The organism is Filimonas effusa, from assembly GCF_004118675.1.
Taxonomy (GTDB): Bacteria; Bacteroidota; Bacteroidia; order Chitinophagales; family Chitinophagaceae; genus Filimonas; species Filimonas effusa.
In genome coordinates this window covers 237066-252789 of sequence record NZ_SDHZ01000003.1, presented here as the reverse complement: position 1 = coordinate 252789, position 15724 = coordinate 237066, and the positions used below count along the sequence as shown (strand labels likewise).

Genomic DNA, 15724 nt, shown 5'->3' with positions numbered 1-15724 from the left:
CCAATGTTATGTCAGATAAAAAAATTGCCATAGTAGTAGTCACTTACAACAGGATAGCGCTGTTGCAGCAGTGTATTGCAGCCTTACGGGAACAGGAGTTTGTTTATTCCCGGATCTTTGTCGTGAACAATGGCAGTACTGACAGCACTCAAAGCTGGCTTGATACGCAGGATGACCTAGAGGTGATACACCAGCAGAATACGGGTGGCGCCGGAGGTTTTTATTCGGGGATCAAATATGCAGTGGAGAAGGGCTATGACTATATATGGGTAATGGATGATGATGTAATTGCGGGCAAACATGCGCTTGAGCAATTGGTAGATGCGGCGGCTATTGTGCCTGATTTCTCGTTCCTGTGCAGCAAGGTGATAAGTACCGACGGCACTATTGTAAACACGCCTAATATCGATTATTCGCACTCGAAATACAATTATCCTCTCTGGGGGGAATATGCAGAGCATAGTTTAATCCGGGTGCGTAACAGCACCTTTGTTTCGGTATTAATCAATGCCAGTCATATTCAGCAGGCGGGGTTGCCTATCAGGGATTTTTTTATATGGGGTGATGATATTGATTTTACGAGCAGGCTTTCGAAGCAGGCGCCGGGGTATATGGCGGCGAAGAGCCAGGTTACTCATCTTCGTGTAAATCCTTCTTTTCCAAGTATTATCACAGAAGTTGACAAAGGGCGCATAGCGCTTCATTTCTATAATATCCGGAATAACCTGTACATCAGCCGGAAGCACAAGAAAAAAATTGAGCTTCTGATGGATACTTTTCATTATACCAAAGTAGCTTTAGCGAGTGTGTTCACTGCCAATGGGTGGTACAAGCTGAGTGTTTACCTGAAAGGCTTTTGGGCAGGACTTTTTTTTGATCCGCCGATTGTTTACCCTAACCAGAAACTATGACCATACTTTTTATCAATACACTTTACACGCCCCATCATATGGGTGGTGCAGAAGTTTCTGTGCAGCTGTTAAGTGAAGCATTGGTAAAGAAGGGGCACCGGGTATATGTTATTTCGCTTGGCAACAAACGGCAGGTGAAACGGGTGAATGGTGTAGTTGCTGTTTACCTTCGGTCGAAGAACATTTATTCGCTGCTGAGCGATGGCAAAAAGCCTTCGTGGAAGCGCATGTTATGGCATGTTATAGACACCTGCAACCCGCATTATTACTACCAGCTGAAGCATATTATAAGCCGCATTAAACCTGATGTTGTAAATACCAATAATCTCCAGGGGTTTTCGCTTTTTACGTGGAAAGCATTACGGCGTTTGAATTTGCCTGTTATACATACTATGCGGGATTATTATATTCTATGCCATCGTACAACCTTGTTCAAGGGGGGCTGCAACTGTGATCAGCTTTGTTTTGCCTGCCAGGTCAGTTTCCATGTGAAGAAGGGATTCACTGATCTTCCGGATGCTTATATAGGGATCAGCCATTTTATTATGACCAAGCATCATGAGCTTGGAGTAGGGCTTGATAAGCCTGGTTATATCGTGCCTAACATAGTAGCGCTACCTGCGGCGGCGGCGGCAAAGCAAGCCGATCCCAATAATATCAGGATTGGGTTTATAGGGAGGCTTACTGCTGAAAAGGGTATCGATTACTTATTCAGTGAATTGCATAAGCTTCAACTTTCCAATTATACTTTAGTGCTTGCCGGCGCTTATGACGAGGCATACCGGAAAATGTTACTGCAGGCATACCAGCCTGGGGGTGAAATTGTATTTCTTGGTAAAACAGATGCTGGCAGTTTTTATAGCAATGTAGATCTTGTGGTGATACCATCGGCATGGTGGGAGCCTTTTGGAAGGGTGGCCATAGAAGCCATGGCCTGGAATAAACCGTTGTGTATAGCGGCTCAGGGGGGATTGATTGACTTATATGAGCCTGAGTGTATGTGGCAGTTCCAAATGCAGGAGGATAGCCTGGCTGCGGTATTGGAAACTATTCTCCGCAAGCCGGAGGTGTTAGCTGAGAAAGCTGCGGCATGTGGTAAGTTTACAAGTAAGTATACGGCTACTGTTGTTACAGAGCAGTTTTTGCATATTGCAGCACCGCTTTCACATCATATAAAAAAGCAGGAAAGATAATGGCCAGGGTTTATGTAAATGGAAAGTTTTTATCGCAGAAGATGAGTGGTGTACAGCGTTATGCCTCGGAATTACTCCGGCATTATTATGCACTGGATAAGGATGTTGCTTTAGTGTCGCCGGCAGAACGGCGCAGCGGTGATGATTTTCAATTGCCCATTCCTGTAATGACAACGGGCTCGAAAGCCGGCCTTTGGTGGGAGCAGGCGCAGTTGCCATGGTTCCTTTCGGGTAAGGGGAGGCCGCTGTTGCTTAACCTCTGTAATATGGCGCCTGTCATGTACCGGAATAAGATCACCTGCATTCATGATATCGCTTTCCTGCGTTATCCGCAGTTCTTTTCTACCGCCTTCCGCACTTATTATAAAGCTATTATTCCGGCTATTATAAAGTCGAGCAAACATATTATTACGGTAAGCGAGTTTTCGCGTTCGGAGCTTATGGATTATTATAAACTGCGCCCGGAGCGGGTTTCGGTGATACCCAATGCGGGGTTCCGTTCGGGACAAGGGCAGGAGGGAGCCGAACAGGAGTTGCCGCTTCCTGTAAGGCGGCCGTATTTTTTGTTTGTAGGGTCTGTTGATCCGCGGAAGAATCTTCTTTTCTTATTAAGGGCTTATGAAGCTGCGCAGTTAAAGGAAACAGATCTTGTTGTTGCGGGAGGGGGCTATGCTTCTTTTAATGATGCACTATTAAAGGATATTCATTTATATCATCAGCACCCGAATATTCATTTTATCGGGCATGTACCTGATGCTTTATTAACACAATATTATAATTATGCCCGGGCTGTAATTGTACCTTCTTTTTACGAAGGATTCGGTTTGCCGGTAGCGGAAGGCTTATCTGCTCATTGTGAGGTACTTGCGTCGGATATCCCTATTTTCAGGGAAGTTGCCGGCGCGCATGCATTTTATTTTGATCCTTTCAAACCTGATGCTTTAATAACCCTTATGCGTGAAAGAGATGGTACATCCCGCCCCGATGGGGAGGATGGGTATTCCTTTATTCATCGGCGATATAGCTGGGAAAAATCGGCGAATGCCTTAGGGGACTGCATTAGCGCGTTTCGGGATTAACTGCGGCATAGCATTTGCTTACATGTGAAAAAGGCCGCACATGAAAGTAGCTATTGTACATGATGAACTCGTTAGACGGGGGGGAGCAGAGCAGGTTGTGTTGAGCATGCACAAGGCCTATCCTGATGCACCTATATATACATTATGTTATAATGCTGATACCACTTACCCGGAATTCAAAAAGGCGAACGTGATCACGTCGTGGTTTCAGAAGATCGGTAACAACGAGAAGCTTGTAAAAGCCTTGTTCTTTCCTTTTGCCATGCTGGCCATGCGTTCCATGAAACTGGAAGGTTTTGATGTGGTACTTATTTCAACTACTCATTGTGCGAAATATATCCGTGTAGATAAGGGCACTACGGTGATCACTTATTGCCATACACCTTTCCGCCTGGCATGGCGTCCGTGGTCGTATGAAAATATCATGAAAAAGAACTGGCTGGTTCGTAATGTTTTTTTGCTAGTTGCAGCCATGCTGAAGCAGTTCGACAAGCTTGCGGCACGCCGTTCCGACTACTATCTTACCAATGCCATTGGCATGAAAGAAGCGATAGAGGAGGCTTATAAGCCACGCAGGGAAGTAACGATCATAAATCCTTCTGTTAAGCTGCAGAACTTTTACCTGGCGCAGCAGGTAAAGGATTATTACCTGGTAGTGTCGAGACTTGAGCCGTATAAAAAGGTGGATCTTGTCATCGATGCCTTTAATTCCATGCCCGATAAAAAGCTGGTGATAGTGGGTAAAGGTTCGATGGAAAAAGATCTGAAGGCGAGGGCTAATACCAATATCAGTTTCCTGAATTCACTGGGTGCGGATGAGCTGGCCCGTTTGTATGCTGAAGCGAAAGCATTTTTATTTCCGCAGCATGAAGATTACGGCATTACACCGCTTGAGGCGGCAGCTTCCGGAAGGCCTGTAATTGCTTATGGGAAGGGGGGTGTACTGGATACGATGATTCCATGGAATATAAGCACTGCGCAGGCTACAGCGTTGTTCTTTAAAGAGCAAACGATGGCGGCAGTGAGTCATGCCATCGATAAATTTGAGCATCTTTATTTTGATCCGGCCTTTATCAGGCAGCATGCTCAGCGGTTTTCGGAGAATATTTTTATAAAAAAGATCCAACGTTTTGTTCAGAGCGTTATTCCTGGTTATTTTGTATTTCCTGAAAGACTGACAACCCATCCTGTTGCTTATGATGTTGTTGAACAGAGCCAATAATCCCGCTTTACAACGCGTTATCAATATTTATATGGGTGCGATCTTATTCATCGCGCCCTTTACTTCTTTAGTGCTATTCCCATCCGCATCTGCTTCGGTGCCGTGTTTGGTAGCTGTTTGGCTTTTCCTGCCGTTGTTCCTGTATTTCAGTTTTCGTAGGCGCGATGGTTTCCTGAAAGAGTTCCTGATCATAGCGTCTGTTTTTATAGGCATTAATGTGCTTGCACAGGCCTATGTTTATTTTTCCGGCGTTGCTTTAACATCTGACCTTGTGCTTACAAAAGCAGATGATCCTAACCGGGTATTTTTACGGAGGTCGATGTTCACACAATCGGCCTACTTGTTTGGAGGGCTGTTGCTTTATTTGTATGTAAAGCATTATGCCCATTGGCGGCATTTGAATTATTTCTACTGGGGGTTACGTGTACTGGCTATTTATGGCTTGCTGGAGATATTGCTTTTTCAGTTAACGGGTAAGAACGGGGATTTTTTAAGTAACAGGCAGTTTGATCATACCCCAGGCAGTTTATTTCAAACGATGAAAGTAGGGCCATTGGTAGTGCAGCGCTTAAAAAGCCTCACCGGTGAGCCTTCTATGTTTGCCTTTACCGTAGTGCCTTTCTGGATATTGGCTGTGGGGCTGAGACGGACTGTTGATATTGTTTTACTGGGCATAACACTACTTCTCACCTTTTCAACTTCGGCCTACCTGGGCATTGTTATACTGGCATTGGCTGTGGTGGTCCGTGAGCCTAAGATCAGGAAGTATTCGCTTTGGTTTATACCGGTGACTTTGCTGATTGGTGTTGTGCTATATTTTATGAGCCCGGGTTTCCATCATTTCCTGCATGATATCATACTTGATAAACTCACGGGCGCCAATACTTCGGGGCAGGAGCGTGGCAGCTTTATGCGTGATCATATGCATTTCTGGCTGTATGATATGAATATCGCCGGTAAGTTTACCGGCCTAGGTTTTGGCTATGTACGTTCTACCGATTTTTTCTCGACTTTACTTGTCAATAACGGGATCATTGGTGTTGTACTTTTTACCTGGTTTTATTTCAAGCATGCATTTTCTATTACACGGAACACAAAAGGCGCCAGGCAGATCCGTTTTTATTACCGTACTGCGCTTATCGCCACTTATATTATCATGATGCTTTCTGTTCCGGAGTTTGGTTATATGTCGTTATGGGTTTTGCTTGCCTCCGGCCGCAGATTGGTTACCGGCAGGATAGAGAGCAGGACGGTTGAGAACAGGTGGTAGCAGTATGGCAGATGGCAGATTACAGAAGAGGGGTGGTAGTTGAAGATGGCGGAGGTTGTAATGGTGAAAGAATGATGTGCGGATGACAGAGATGATGCGTTATTGGTAATTGTGTTATTTAATAAGCGGTTTCTTCGCCTTTAAATATGTTGAATACTGTACGGAAGATGATTTTCATATCGAGGAGGATGGACCAGTGTTCCATGTACCAGATATCATGTTCTACTCTTTTTTCCATGAGGTCGTTGGTTTCGGTGCCACCTCTCAGGCCGTTAATCTGAGCCCAGCCTGAAATACCTGGTTTCACGAAGTGGCGCACCATAAACTTACTGATGATGGCGCTGTATTGTTCTGTATGCATGAGCATGTGCGGGCGGGGGCCTATCACACTCATGTCGCCTAATAATACGTTTAAGAACTGGGGCAGTTCGTCGAGACTTGTTTTCCGCAGGAAGGCGCCTAATCTGGTAACTCTTACATCTCCTTTAAGGGCTTGCTGAGAATCGGCATTGCTGTTAACTGTCATAGTTCTGAACTTATAACACCAGAAAGGTTTGTTGTCCTGGCCTGAACGCAGTTGCCGGAATATAACAGGGCCTTTTGAGGACAACTTAATGCAGAGCGCTATCAAGGGATAGAGCCAGCTTAATATGAATACTATGACAAGCGTGCTGAATACTATGTCGAAGCAGCGTTTTATCAATTGGTTGTGAATTTCCTGTAATGGCTCGTCCCTGAGAGAGATCACGGGGAAATGATTCATGTAATCGATATGATAGTTAGAGCGCAGCATGTTTGTGAAGTCCGGTACGAATTTGATACGGAGGAAGTGCTGATCGGCCTGTTTTACCAGGTCCTGTACGTTCTGGTTATGATCGGGCAGCAGTGTAGAGTAGATCTCTTTTATATTGTTGGTAATGGCATAGTCGATGATGTCTTTCACGGAACCTTTAATGTTGGCTGCCAGTGCGCTTGAAGGCGAGCTGCCGGTGCCACCTTGTGTAACGGGTACGGCCATTGCCTGATGTTTGATAAGGTCGTCATCGAAAAAGCCGCTGAATTCAAAGGAGGTTTTTTGCCCGGAGAAGTATTCTGCCAGCTTGCGTGCTGTATCATTAAAGCCAATGATCGCAATCTTTTTACGTGTCCTGGTATTACGAACGAAGGACCTTATAATAGCTTTGAGTGCCAGCCTGCTGCATCCTATGGCTGCAATGAATTGAATGAGAAAGTAGAGTGAAAAGCCTATTGTAATATCGTCTTGTTTAACGAGGACCAGGTAGAATCCGAAGAACAGTGCGAATGCCAGCATTGCGTTCAATGTTGCATTCTTCAGGTGAGAATAACGACCTGCAGACCTGTAGTTATACATTTTAAGCAAGGCTGTAAGCGATAACCAGATGAGGTTGGTAATATAAAAGAGGTTAACTCTTGTGCCGGGTAACATTAACCTGTATGCATCGAATATTTCGAAAGCAACCAGTAGGGTACCGTTCAACAGGATAAAATCCAGTACCAATAAAGAAATTCTCACTATATAATCAAATCTTGAGCTCATAACAATACTTTATTGCATTGGATAACTAAAAACCCGGCGGGAAGAGGGAGTAATGATAAAAAAGGCAACAACTATGCCAACGAAAATTAACATATCGGTAACTGCTATATGACCTGTGTGGCCTTCCGTGGCGGCCTGCAGGCAGTTGAAGTGAGTATTGTCTGGCGCTCAGGCATTTACCTCTTTTGCAGGATGTGGATGCTATTTTATTATATTTTTTTTATCCGGGCAGCTACGCTTCACTATCTGTCTATAAATCCATGTATTGCGGTGTATCATCTGTTGTGTACCGTTTATCTTTGGTATAATCCTTGGATTTCAGACTGAGAATATTTTGGCGTATGAGGAGATTTTTAGCATTCTTATTATTTCCTGTTTTTGCAATGGCGCAACAAAAGCCTGTAAAAGCAGTTCGCCAGGCAGGCATTACGGTTCAGGTAGCTACGATAGAGGAAATGGAATTGTTCAACGATTCTTCTGTGCAGTTGCTTATCACTGATCCTGCGCGCGGAGGATTGTTCCATTATTCTGAGGACAGCCTAACTGATGGCGGACTTCGTTTTGCTGCAACGGGCGTAGGCCATGGCAGCTGGCAACGTTTATATGATCAGTCTGTTGCTTTGAATGTAAAGTGGTTTGGTGCAAAGGGAGATGGTAAGTTTAATGATTTTCAGGCATTGCAGAAGGCAATTAATATTGCGGCGGCTGCGCAGATGCCGTTGTTGTTGCCTTCGGGTAAATATTATATCCCGGCATCAGCTGCATTGAACCTGCCTTCGAATACGCATATAAAAGGAGCGGGCGTTACCTTCAGTTCTATCATGACCGATTCTGTTTTTCATAATGGCGCGGCGGCGTTGTTGAAAACAACGGGTGATAATATTGTACTTGAAGACATCACTTTTTCGGGTGGCAGGCCTAAGGCTGTCAATAGTAAGTCGATTCGTGAGGCGGGGCGTTATGCTATCCTTAATATCAGTTTCGACAGCAAGCCTTCTTCGAATATAACTATTCAGCGTTGTCATTTTATGGATGCGTTTGGAAGAGGTATCAGTTACCGTGCGGTGAATATTTCCATCAGGGATTGTTCTTTCAAACGTATAGGCAGGTATGATATTAATTTTGCCAGGCTTGACGGCGCTATCTGCAACTTTGGCCGTACGGGGTGTGAAGATGTTGTGATAGAACGCAACCGGTTTGAATTTGTAGGGACACATTGTGTGGCTTCTTTTAAAACAGAAGGACTTAAGATAAGGGATAACTATCTGGATCAGATCTCGGGGATTGGTCTTGCCAACCAACAATGCAGCAATGTAGAGGTTTCGGGTAATACTTTCAATAATACAGGAGACAATGGTGTTGACTTTCAGCGTTGCGAACGTATTGTTATCAATAACAACTATTTCAATAATGCGGGTGATAAGAATGCCGGTGATGCAGGTTCTGCTGCTGCGGTATTTGTAGGTGATGATTATGGTTTGGCCGGCTCAAGCAGTACCATCATCAGTAACAATTTTATCACCGGGACTTTCAATTATAAAAATAAAAACAGTAAGAGCGCTTTCCAGAACTGTGGTTTTTATATCATCGATGCCAACCATGTTAAGATCACCAATAATATTATCCGTTATATAGGCGCTGTGCCTTCCGACACTAGTTCCATTGTGCTGGAGGATGGTAACGGGATCATGATCGTTAATACCAAGCGTGGTTCGGGTACTGATATTGTTATAGAAGGCAATACGCTTAGTCATTTGAAGGCAAACGGCATTTATGTAAACGGGCAATCGCGTGAGCTGAAGATCAAAAACAACTATATAGATAAGTTTGGTTCGAATGGCATTTTGTTAAGTGCCATAGGAACTAATTTATTCAGCCAGGTAGAAGGTAATACTATTGTTGACGGGATGAACTTCTTTCATCATAATGTGGCGGCAGATATTTATGTTGAGGCTGCCAATGCGTGGATCACTAATTTCAATCTTTCGAGGAACCAACTGCGTAACGACAGCCGTGGCTCGTACAGTTCGCGTAATGATACTGTGTTTACGACGCACGGTATTTATTTCAATGCGCAGGGCTTTGGAAAGTTCAATAACCTGCTGGTATCGGACAACCAGATGAACGGGCATTTGATAGATGAGATTGGTTTCTCGGATAATATTTCGGAGTATAGCGTTACCAAGGAAAACTATTTTCCGCTGGTAAGTTTCAAGAATAACTTTTCAGGCAGTACAGATGATCAGCCGGATATCATTATCCCCGGATTGAACCAGCCTGTTAAGCCAAAGATCATTACGGAAAGCTATGGGGTGGAGCCGCCGGCATATGGCAATTATTCTGCGGGGTCGACCATTAAGAACATTTTTCCTGAAAATGATGTTTATGGTTGGGTTGCGGCCAATTCGGGCTTCGCGGCATCGCTGAAATGGAAGGCGGGCGTACATTATACTCCGGGACAAACGGTATATGTAAATGACCAGGTATTCCGCTGTAAGATAGGTGGCACCAGTGGTAAAAATGCTCCTGCGCCGCAGGATGCGCTGATTGCCGACGGGCAGGTGAAATGGCAGGCGATGGGTAACCGGGTGATCTTTAAAAAGGTGCTGCTCAGGGAGATGCGTTAGGGAGAATTGTATGAATTAAGAAAACTTTTGAAAAATATCGTATATTTTAGCTTAAATCAAACGATTATGGAAGGAAAGAATTACAAGATATTACTATGTGAAGATGATCAGAATTTGGGAATGGTGCTGAAGAATTACCTGGAGTTGAATGATTATGATGTAACCCTGGAACGTGATGGCAGGCTGGGGCTGGCTGCTTTTCAGCGCGAAAAGTATGATATATGCCTGCTGGACGTAATGATGCCCAATATGGATGGCTTTACGCTTGCCGAAGAGATCAGGGATATAGATCCTGAGGTGCCTTTGTTCTTCCTTAGTGCAAAAACCATGAAGGAAGACATTATACAGGGTTATAAGCTGGGGGCTGACGACTATATCACCAAGCCTTTCGACAGTGAGGTGTTGCTGTTGAAAATAAAAGCGATCCTGAAAAGGAATGAAGAGAGTGTGAAAGAAAATGAGAATATCGAGTTTGATTTAGGCCGCTATCATTTCAATCCCAAGCTGCGTGAGCTGATCCACGATGGCAAGACACAGACTTTGTCTCCTAAAGAGAATGAGCTGTTGAAGATGCTGGCGGAACATAAGAACGATCTGTTACCCAGGGAACGTGCCTTGAAAAAGATCTGGGGCAGTGATACTTATTTCAATGGTCGTAGCATGGACGTTTATATTGCCAAGTTGCGCAAGTACCTGAAAGATGATACCAATATCGAGATTGTAAATATCCACGGTAATGGATTCAGGCTGGTAGCGCCGTAGGGGCTTACTGCGCATAGAAAATATCTTTCAACATAACGGGCCTGATGCCGGTTTTCGAGTGCTGCAATTGTGATTGTGGGGTTTGGGACTGGTATCAGGCATTTTTTATACCGGCCGTATTGAAATGGCATTCTGTATTTTTTTGTAACGGGGCGAATTGGGATGGTTTTGAGGAGTAGATAGACGGCTTGTTGGCGGCTTTAAGGCGGCTATATAAAGCGTTCTTTTTCGTATGTGTGAGGTGCTACATGTGAGTAGTTATAATGTGCGGACTGGAATTTTGAGTTTGGGCTGAGGTTTTCGGATGCTATTTACGCATGATTTTCCGATTGTACAAGTTGGTTTGGTGCCTGAACTGGTGGTTAGCCTGCCTGGCGGCGTGGGGATATGGTGAACCGGGTGATAAGTTACGATAGTTGTGAACACAAATTTGAGCTGCGTGGAAGGAAAGCCTACGGCTTATGGCAGTGGACTTTCCTTTTATGTTTCTTCTTTCAGCGTTATCGTTTATTTGTTTAGAACAGGCCTTGTTGCGGGCCGCTGGTGAAGGGTTTCTTTCCTAAATGTTCGTAGGCCTTATGTGTTACTTCGCGGCCTCTGGGAGTGCGTTGGATAAAGCCTTCCTGGATGAGGAAGGGTTCGTAAACTTCTTCCAGGGTTCCGGGTTCTTCGCCTACTGCTGTGGCGATGGTGGTGATGCCTACGGGGCCGCCTTTGAACTTTTCTATGATGGTGCTGAGGATGCGGTTATCCATTTCATCGAGACCGTGTTCATCGACGTTCAAGGCTTTGAGGCCGTGCTGGGTGATACCGATGTCTATTTGTCCGTCGTTTAACACCTGTGCGAAGTCGCGTACGCGGCGTAACAGGCCGTTGGCGATACGTGGTGTGCCGCGGCTGCGGCGTCCTATTTCAAATGCGGCTTCGGGGGAAATGCTTGTTCCCAGGATGGTTGCGCTGCGTTCGATGATCTTTTTGAGTGTTTCGGTATGGTAATATTCGAGCCTTGACTTGATGCCGAACCTTGACAATAAAGGTGCGGTAAGCAAGCCGCTGCGGGTGGTGGCGCCTACCAGGGTAAAGGGTTTTAAGCTAAGCTGGATACTACGGGCGTTGGGGCCGCTATCGATCATAATATCGATGCGGAAATCTTCCATGGCGGCGTAGAGGTATTCTTCTACTACTGTGCTGAGGCGATGAATTTCGTCGATAAATAATACGTCATTTTCTTCGAGGGAAGTTAACAGGCCTGCGAGGTCGCCGGGTTTTTCTATTACCGGGCCTGAGGTTTCTTTGATGTTAACGCCCATTTCATTGGCTACGATACGGCTTAGAGTGGTTTTACCCAGGCCGGGAGGGCCGTGGAAAAGGATGTGATCCAATGCTTCACCACGCAGTTTGGCAGCTTTGATGAAAATGATGAGGTTTTCAATGATCTGGGGTTGTCCTGAGAACTGTTCAATATCCTTTGGGCGGATGTTATTTTCAAACTCCTTCTCTGCCGCGCTCAGCGACCCCTTCTCCGACTGTAAACTGGGATTCGACATGCGGTAAAATTAGAGAAAAGGCGGTAAATTGAAGGAGGCTGTAGGGGGGATCTGTTGTCTGTCAGTTATATTTGCCTGAAATTGACGCTATGGAACAAGTGGTGGCAGCTATCGGGGAACTTTTTCAGTCTTTTTCCGAAAAGCCAGCTGACAGAATAGAGAAGCTGCCCCAGTCGGGCAGTGACAGGATCTATTTTCGTATATATGCGGGTGAGGGCACTTTTATTGCTACCTATAATCTCAATATCAGGGAGAACGAAACTTTTATAAATTTCAGCAGACATTTTCTTGATGCGGGTTTGCCGGTGCCTGGCATTTATGCCTGTAATGAAGCTGCTACTATTTATATACAGCAGGATCTGGGGACGGCTTCACTGTTGAATATGCTGGAGGAGAACGGGCACCAGGCGTATGCTTATGGCCTTTTTCAAAAGAGTTTGAAGCAGCTGGCGCGTTTGCAGATCCTGGGGCATGAGGGCATGAACTATGACTGGTGTTTGACTGCGCATGAATTTGGGAAGCAGGCTATTTTGAGCGATCTGCTTTATTGTAAATATTATTTTCTTGATACGCTGAAGCTGCCTTATGATAAGCAGGCTATGCTTGACGATTTTGATGCGCTCAGTACTTATCTTACTAAAACGGAGTATAAGTATTTTATGTTCCGGGATTTTCAGAGCAGGAATATCATCATTAATGATGATGAGGTTTTCTTTATAGATTACCAGGGTGGGATGCAGGGTGCGTTACAATATGATGTTGCGTCGTTATTATGGCAGGCTAAGGCAGAGTTGAGCGATGAGTGGAAGAACAGCCTGCTGGAGTATTATATGGATGAGATTGATGGATTGCTTCAGAAGCCGGTGGACAGGGAGTTGTTTGTGAGTCAGTATAACGGGTATGTTCTTATACGTTTACTGCAGGTGCTTGGTGCTTATGGTTTCCGCGGGTTGTTTGAGCGCAAGGCGCATTTCCTGGCAAGTATTCCTTTGGCGTTGCGGAATCTTAAGTGGTTTGTTGAGAATAAGCGTATAGGGATTGCGTTGCCGGAGTTTGATAAGGTGCTACGGATTATTGTGCAGGATGAGGTAATAGAAAGATTTGAGCCTCCGGTTGCGGATGAAAATACGCCGTTGGTGGTAACTATCAGCAGCTTTTCTTATAAGTGTGGGATCCCGGTTGACGAGAGTGGCAATGGTGGCGGGTTTGTATTTGATTGCAGGGGAATATTGAATCCCGGGCGTTTTGATGAATATAAGAAGTTAAGCGGACAGGATAAGCCTGTGCAGGATTTCCTGGAGCAGCGAACCAAGATGAACGAATTTTTGAATAGTGTTTATGATATCGTGGATATAAGTGTGGAGGATTATATCAAGCGTGGTTTTGGGAGTTTGATGATCAATTTCGGATGTACCGGTGGGCAGCACCGGAGTGTTTATTCTGCGGAGCAGGTAGCGCGGCATTTGAGGAATAAGTATAAGGTGAAGGTGGTGTTGGAGCATACGAATTGTGAGAATTGGGTGAGGTAGGGGATTTTGTATTTAAAATATTATGATGATGAAGGCGATGATTTTTGCGGCTGGCCTGGGTACACGTTTGAAGCCCTGGACGGATAAACATCCAAAGGCTTTGGCGGTAGTAAACGGGAAAACATTGCTGCAACGCAATATTGAATATTTACAGCGGGCTGGTATTTATGATGTGATAGTGAATGTTCATCATTTTGCTGACCAGGTTATTTCAGATATAGAGCGGTTTGATGGGTGGGGTAGTCGTATTACGATTTCCAATGAAACGGATGCGGTGCTTGAAACGGGTGGTGGATTGAAGAAGGCGGCGTGGTATTTCGAGGGGGAGGAAGATTTTGTGGTGATGAATGCGGACATTCTTACGGACATGGACTTAGCTGCCATGATAAGGCAGCACTTATCGGGGGAGGCTTTGGCTACTTTGGCTACGAGTGATCGTACGAGTTCGCGTTATTTTCTATTTAACGAGGGAGGGCTGTTGTGCGGGTGGGAGAATGTGAAAACGGGGGAGCAGAAGATTGTACGTGATGAACGGCCATTACATCAGCAGGCGTTTAGTGGTGTTCATGTTATTGATACGGCTATTTTTCCTTTGATGGTTCAAGAGGGGAAATTCTCAATGGTGGATGTATATTTAACCGTCGCGTTATTAAATAGCGTACAGGCTTTTAATCATACCGGGGCTACTTTTATAGATGTTGGGAAGCCGGAAAGCCTTGAAAAAGCAGAAGCGCTTTTTCCCTGAGCGGGTGAAAGCGCTTCTATGATGTTATTGTAAGTTTTCGTAAATAGCTAAGGAAGTAACCTGAGGATTAAACATTCTATTTATGGTTCATCTTCACCTGCAGCTACGGCTTTTTTGGCTCCTTTCTTCTGATAAAATGGAACCAATTTAACAGAGGAGGCTGCCAGATGTTCTTCCTGCATCGCCAAATCATTCCATTCTTCATCCTCATCTTTTACAACATGGAGTTGCTGAGTTCTGACTTTCACGGATTTCAGAAGATAGATGCCAGCGAAGAAGAATGCTATCAGACCTGTTACAATAGCAGTATTTCCCAAGCTTTGGAACAAGAAGCAGAATGTGATAGGTAAAATGCTTGCTCCTGCTATGGACAGGCTGATTGCCTTATGCGACATTCCCTTTTCAAGGAGGATGTGGTGAAGGTGGTTTTTATCAGGTGAAAATGGCGATCTGCGATGTAAAATACGTATACCAAATACGCGTAAGGTGTCCATAATCGGCAGTAGCAATATGCCAAAGCCTATTGCAGGAGATGCGGAAACGGGGTGGGCTGTAAATACCGGGCCCATTTCTATGAAGCGTATAACGAGAATTACATTTACGAGACCCAATAGCATAGAGCCGGTGTCGCCCATGAATATTTTAGCTGGATTGAAATTGTAGATCAGGAAGGCTGCCAATGCGCCGGCAAAGGTGAAGCCCAGTAAAGCGTGTGTAAGGTCGCCGTTGATAAAGAAATAGGTTCCGAATACTGCGGAAGTTATCAGGCCAAGGCTACCTGCCAGGCCGTCGATGCCATCAATTAGATTAAAGGCATTAATTACTCCGATTACGGTAAAGAATGTAAGGAAGTAGCTGGCTGTTGGATCTAGGTGATTGATTCCCAGAAAGCCATGCATGCTTGTTATTAGCAAGCTGCCTTTTGTTGCTAATAAGCCTGCTACGATGGCCTGACCAACAAACTTTTTAATAGGAGTTATGATAATAATATCATCTTTCATTCCAAGGAGGAAGATGATTAAAAATGAGGCTACATAATACTGGAAACTAGTATTGCCTGCAATGTTTACAGTTAATAGAAGGGCAATAAGAAAGCCAGAAAACATGGCTAAGCCGCCTAAAGATGGTATGGGAGCCTTATGCACTTTACGTGCATCGGGTACGTCAAATAATTTTTTTTCAGAAGCTACTTGTATAACAACAGGTATTCCATAGAAAGTGACCAAGAAAGAAATAACGCCCCCAATAATTAGCTGCTCCATGCAGTTAGCATTTTTAGGT

12 protein-coding genes are annotated in these 15724 nt (G+C 44.7%); 9 read left to right on the top strand and 3 right to left on the bottom strand.

Annotated elements, in window-relative coordinates; all coding sequences use genetic code 11:
* Positions 1–8 precede the first annotated feature (8 nt).
* From ESB13_RS18945 to ESB13_RS18925, 5 genes are read left to right on the top strand one after another with little or no spacing between them, the layout of a single operon-like run.
* Entirely contained in the window at positions 9–911 is a 903-nt protein-coding gene (locus ESB13_RS18945) for a glycosyltransferase family 2 protein (protein WP_129005261.1), read from the top strand.
* Positions 908–2104, top strand: a complete 1197-nt coding sequence (locus ESB13_RS18940) for a glycosyltransferase family 4 protein (RefSeq protein WP_129005260.1) — start codon at positions 908–910, stop codon at positions 2102–2104. The genes ESB13_RS18945 and ESB13_RS18940 overlap by 4 nt, the downstream gene beginning before the upstream one ends.
* A complete protein-coding gene (locus ESB13_RS18935; RefSeq protein ID WP_129005259.1) occupies positions 2104–3183 on the top strand; it encodes a glycosyltransferase family 4 protein in 1080 nt (359 codons plus the stop codon). The genes ESB13_RS18940 and ESB13_RS18935 overlap by 1 nt, the downstream gene beginning before the upstream one ends.
* Before the next feature lie 40 nt (positions 3184–3223).
* On the top strand, positions 3224–4405 hold the full coding sequence (locus ESB13_RS18930) for a glycosyltransferase (protein ID WP_129005258.1): 1182 nt from the start codon (positions 3224–3226) through the stop codon (positions 4403–4405).
* Entirely contained in the window at positions 4380–5675 is a 1296-nt protein-coding gene (locus ESB13_RS18925) for a hypothetical protein (protein WP_129005257.1), read from the top strand. The genes ESB13_RS18930 and ESB13_RS18925 overlap by 26 nt, the downstream gene beginning before the upstream one ends.
* A 118-nt stretch (positions 5676–5793) precedes the next feature.
* Here the strand turns inward: ESB13_RS18925 and ESB13_RS18920 are convergent, their stop codons facing one another.
* Positions 5794–7233, bottom strand: coding sequence for an undecaprenyl-phosphate glucose phosphotransferase (locus tag ESB13_RS18920; RefSeq protein ID WP_129005256.1), 1440 nt, complete (start codon positions 7231–7233; stop codon positions 5794–5796).
* 341 nt (positions 7234–7574) lie between these two features.
* On the opposite strand from ESB13_RS18920, the gene ESB13_RS18915 reads away from it, so the two are divergent.
* Both ESB13_RS18915 and ESB13_RS18910 read left to right on the top strand, forming a co-directional pair.
* Positions 7575–9860, top strand: a complete 2286-nt coding sequence (locus ESB13_RS18915) for a right-handed parallel beta-helix repeat-containing protein (protein ID WP_129005255.1) — start codon at positions 7575–7577, stop codon at positions 9858–9860.
* A 66-nt stretch (positions 9861–9926) separates the two neighbouring features.
* Positions 9927–10622: a response regulator transcription factor gene (locus ESB13_RS18910; protein ID WP_129005254.1), complete on the top strand. Its 696-nt coding sequence runs from the start codon at positions 9927–9929 to the stop codon at positions 10620–10622.
* A gap of 515 nt (positions 10623–11137) precedes the next feature.
* On the opposite strand, the gene ruvB is transcribed toward ESB13_RS18910, so the two are convergent.
* Positions 11138–12169, bottom strand: a complete 1032-nt coding sequence (ruvB, locus tag ESB13_RS18905) for a Holliday junction branch migration DNA helicase RuvB (RefSeq protein WP_129005253.1) — start codon at positions 12167–12169, stop codon at positions 11138–11140.
* Positions 12170–12258: 89 nt separating this feature from the next.
* On the opposite strand from ruvB, the gene ESB13_RS18900 reads away from it, so the two are divergent.
* Both ESB13_RS18900 and ESB13_RS18895 read left to right on the top strand, forming a co-directional pair.
* Positions 12259–13698: a RapZ C-terminal domain-containing protein gene (locus ESB13_RS18900; RefSeq protein ID WP_129005252.1), complete on the top strand. Its 1440-nt coding sequence runs from the start codon at positions 12259–12261 to the stop codon at positions 13696–13698.
* Between the two features lie 22 nt (positions 13699–13720).
* Complete coding sequence (locus ESB13_RS18895; protein ID WP_220399722.1) at positions 13721–14443, top strand: nucleotidyltransferase family protein; 723 nt, start codon at positions 13721–13723, stop codon at positions 14441–14443.
* Positions 14444–14523: 80 nt separating this feature from the next.
* Here ESB13_RS18895 and ESB13_RS18890 read toward each other — a convergent pair whose 3' ends face one another.
* Positions 14524–15705 (bottom strand): MraY family glycosyltransferase, encoded by a 1182-nt coding sequence (locus ESB13_RS18890; RefSeq protein ID WP_129005251.1) that lies wholly within the window; start codon positions 15703–15705, stop codon positions 14524–14526.
* Positions 15706–15724 lie beyond the last annotated feature (19 nt).

What these genes read in the sequence shown, in the direction of transcription:
- ESB13_RS18935 (WP_129005259.1), top strand. Translation starts at nt 2,104, where the DNA reads ATGGCCAGGGTTTATGTAAATGGAAAGTTTTTATCGCAGAAGATGAGT.
- ESB13_RS18915 (WP_129005255.1), top strand. Translation starts at nt 7,575, where the DNA reads ATGAGGAGATTTTTAGCATTCTTATTATTTCCTGTTTTTGCAATGGCG.
- ESB13_RS18930 (WP_129005258.1), top strand. Translation starts at nt 3,224, where the DNA reads ATGAAAGTAGCTATTGTACATGATGAACTCGTTAGACGGGGGGGAGCA.
- ESB13_RS18910 (WP_129005254.1), top strand. Translation starts at nt 9,927, where the DNA reads ATGGAAGGAAAGAATTACAAGATATTACTATGTGAAGATGATCAGAAT.
- ESB13_RS18925 (WP_129005257.1), top strand. Translation starts at nt 4,380, where the DNA reads ATGATGTTGTTGAACAGAGCCAATAATCCCGCTTTACAACGCGTTATC.
- ESB13_RS18895 (WP_220399722.1), top strand. Translation starts at nt 13,721, where the DNA reads ATGATGATGAAGGCGATGATTTTTGCGGCTGGCCTGGGTACACGTTTG.
- ESB13_RS18890 (WP_129005251.1), bottom strand. Translation starts at nt 15,705, where the DNA reads ATGGAGCAGCTAATTATTGGGGGCGTTATTTCTTTCTTGGTCACTTTC.
- ESB13_RS18940 (WP_129005260.1), top strand. Translation starts at nt 908, where the DNA reads ATGACCATACTTTTTATCAATACACTTTACACGCCCCATCATATGGGT.
- ruvB (WP_129005253.1), bottom strand. Translation starts at nt 12,169, where the DNA reads ATGTCGAATCCCAGTTTACAGTCGGAGAAGGGGTCGCTGAGCGCGGCA.
- ESB13_RS18900 (WP_129005252.1), top strand. Translation starts at nt 12,259, where the DNA reads ATGGAACAAGTGGTGGCAGCTATCGGGGAACTTTTTCAGTCTTTTTCC.
- ESB13_RS18920 (WP_129005256.1), bottom strand. Translation starts at nt 7,233, where the DNA reads ATGAGCTCAAGATTTGATTATATAGTGAGAATTTCTTTATTGGTACTG.
- ESB13_RS18945 (WP_129005261.1), top strand. Translation starts at nt 9, where the DNA reads ATGTCAGATAAAAAAATTGCCATAGTAGTAGTCACTTACAACAGGATA.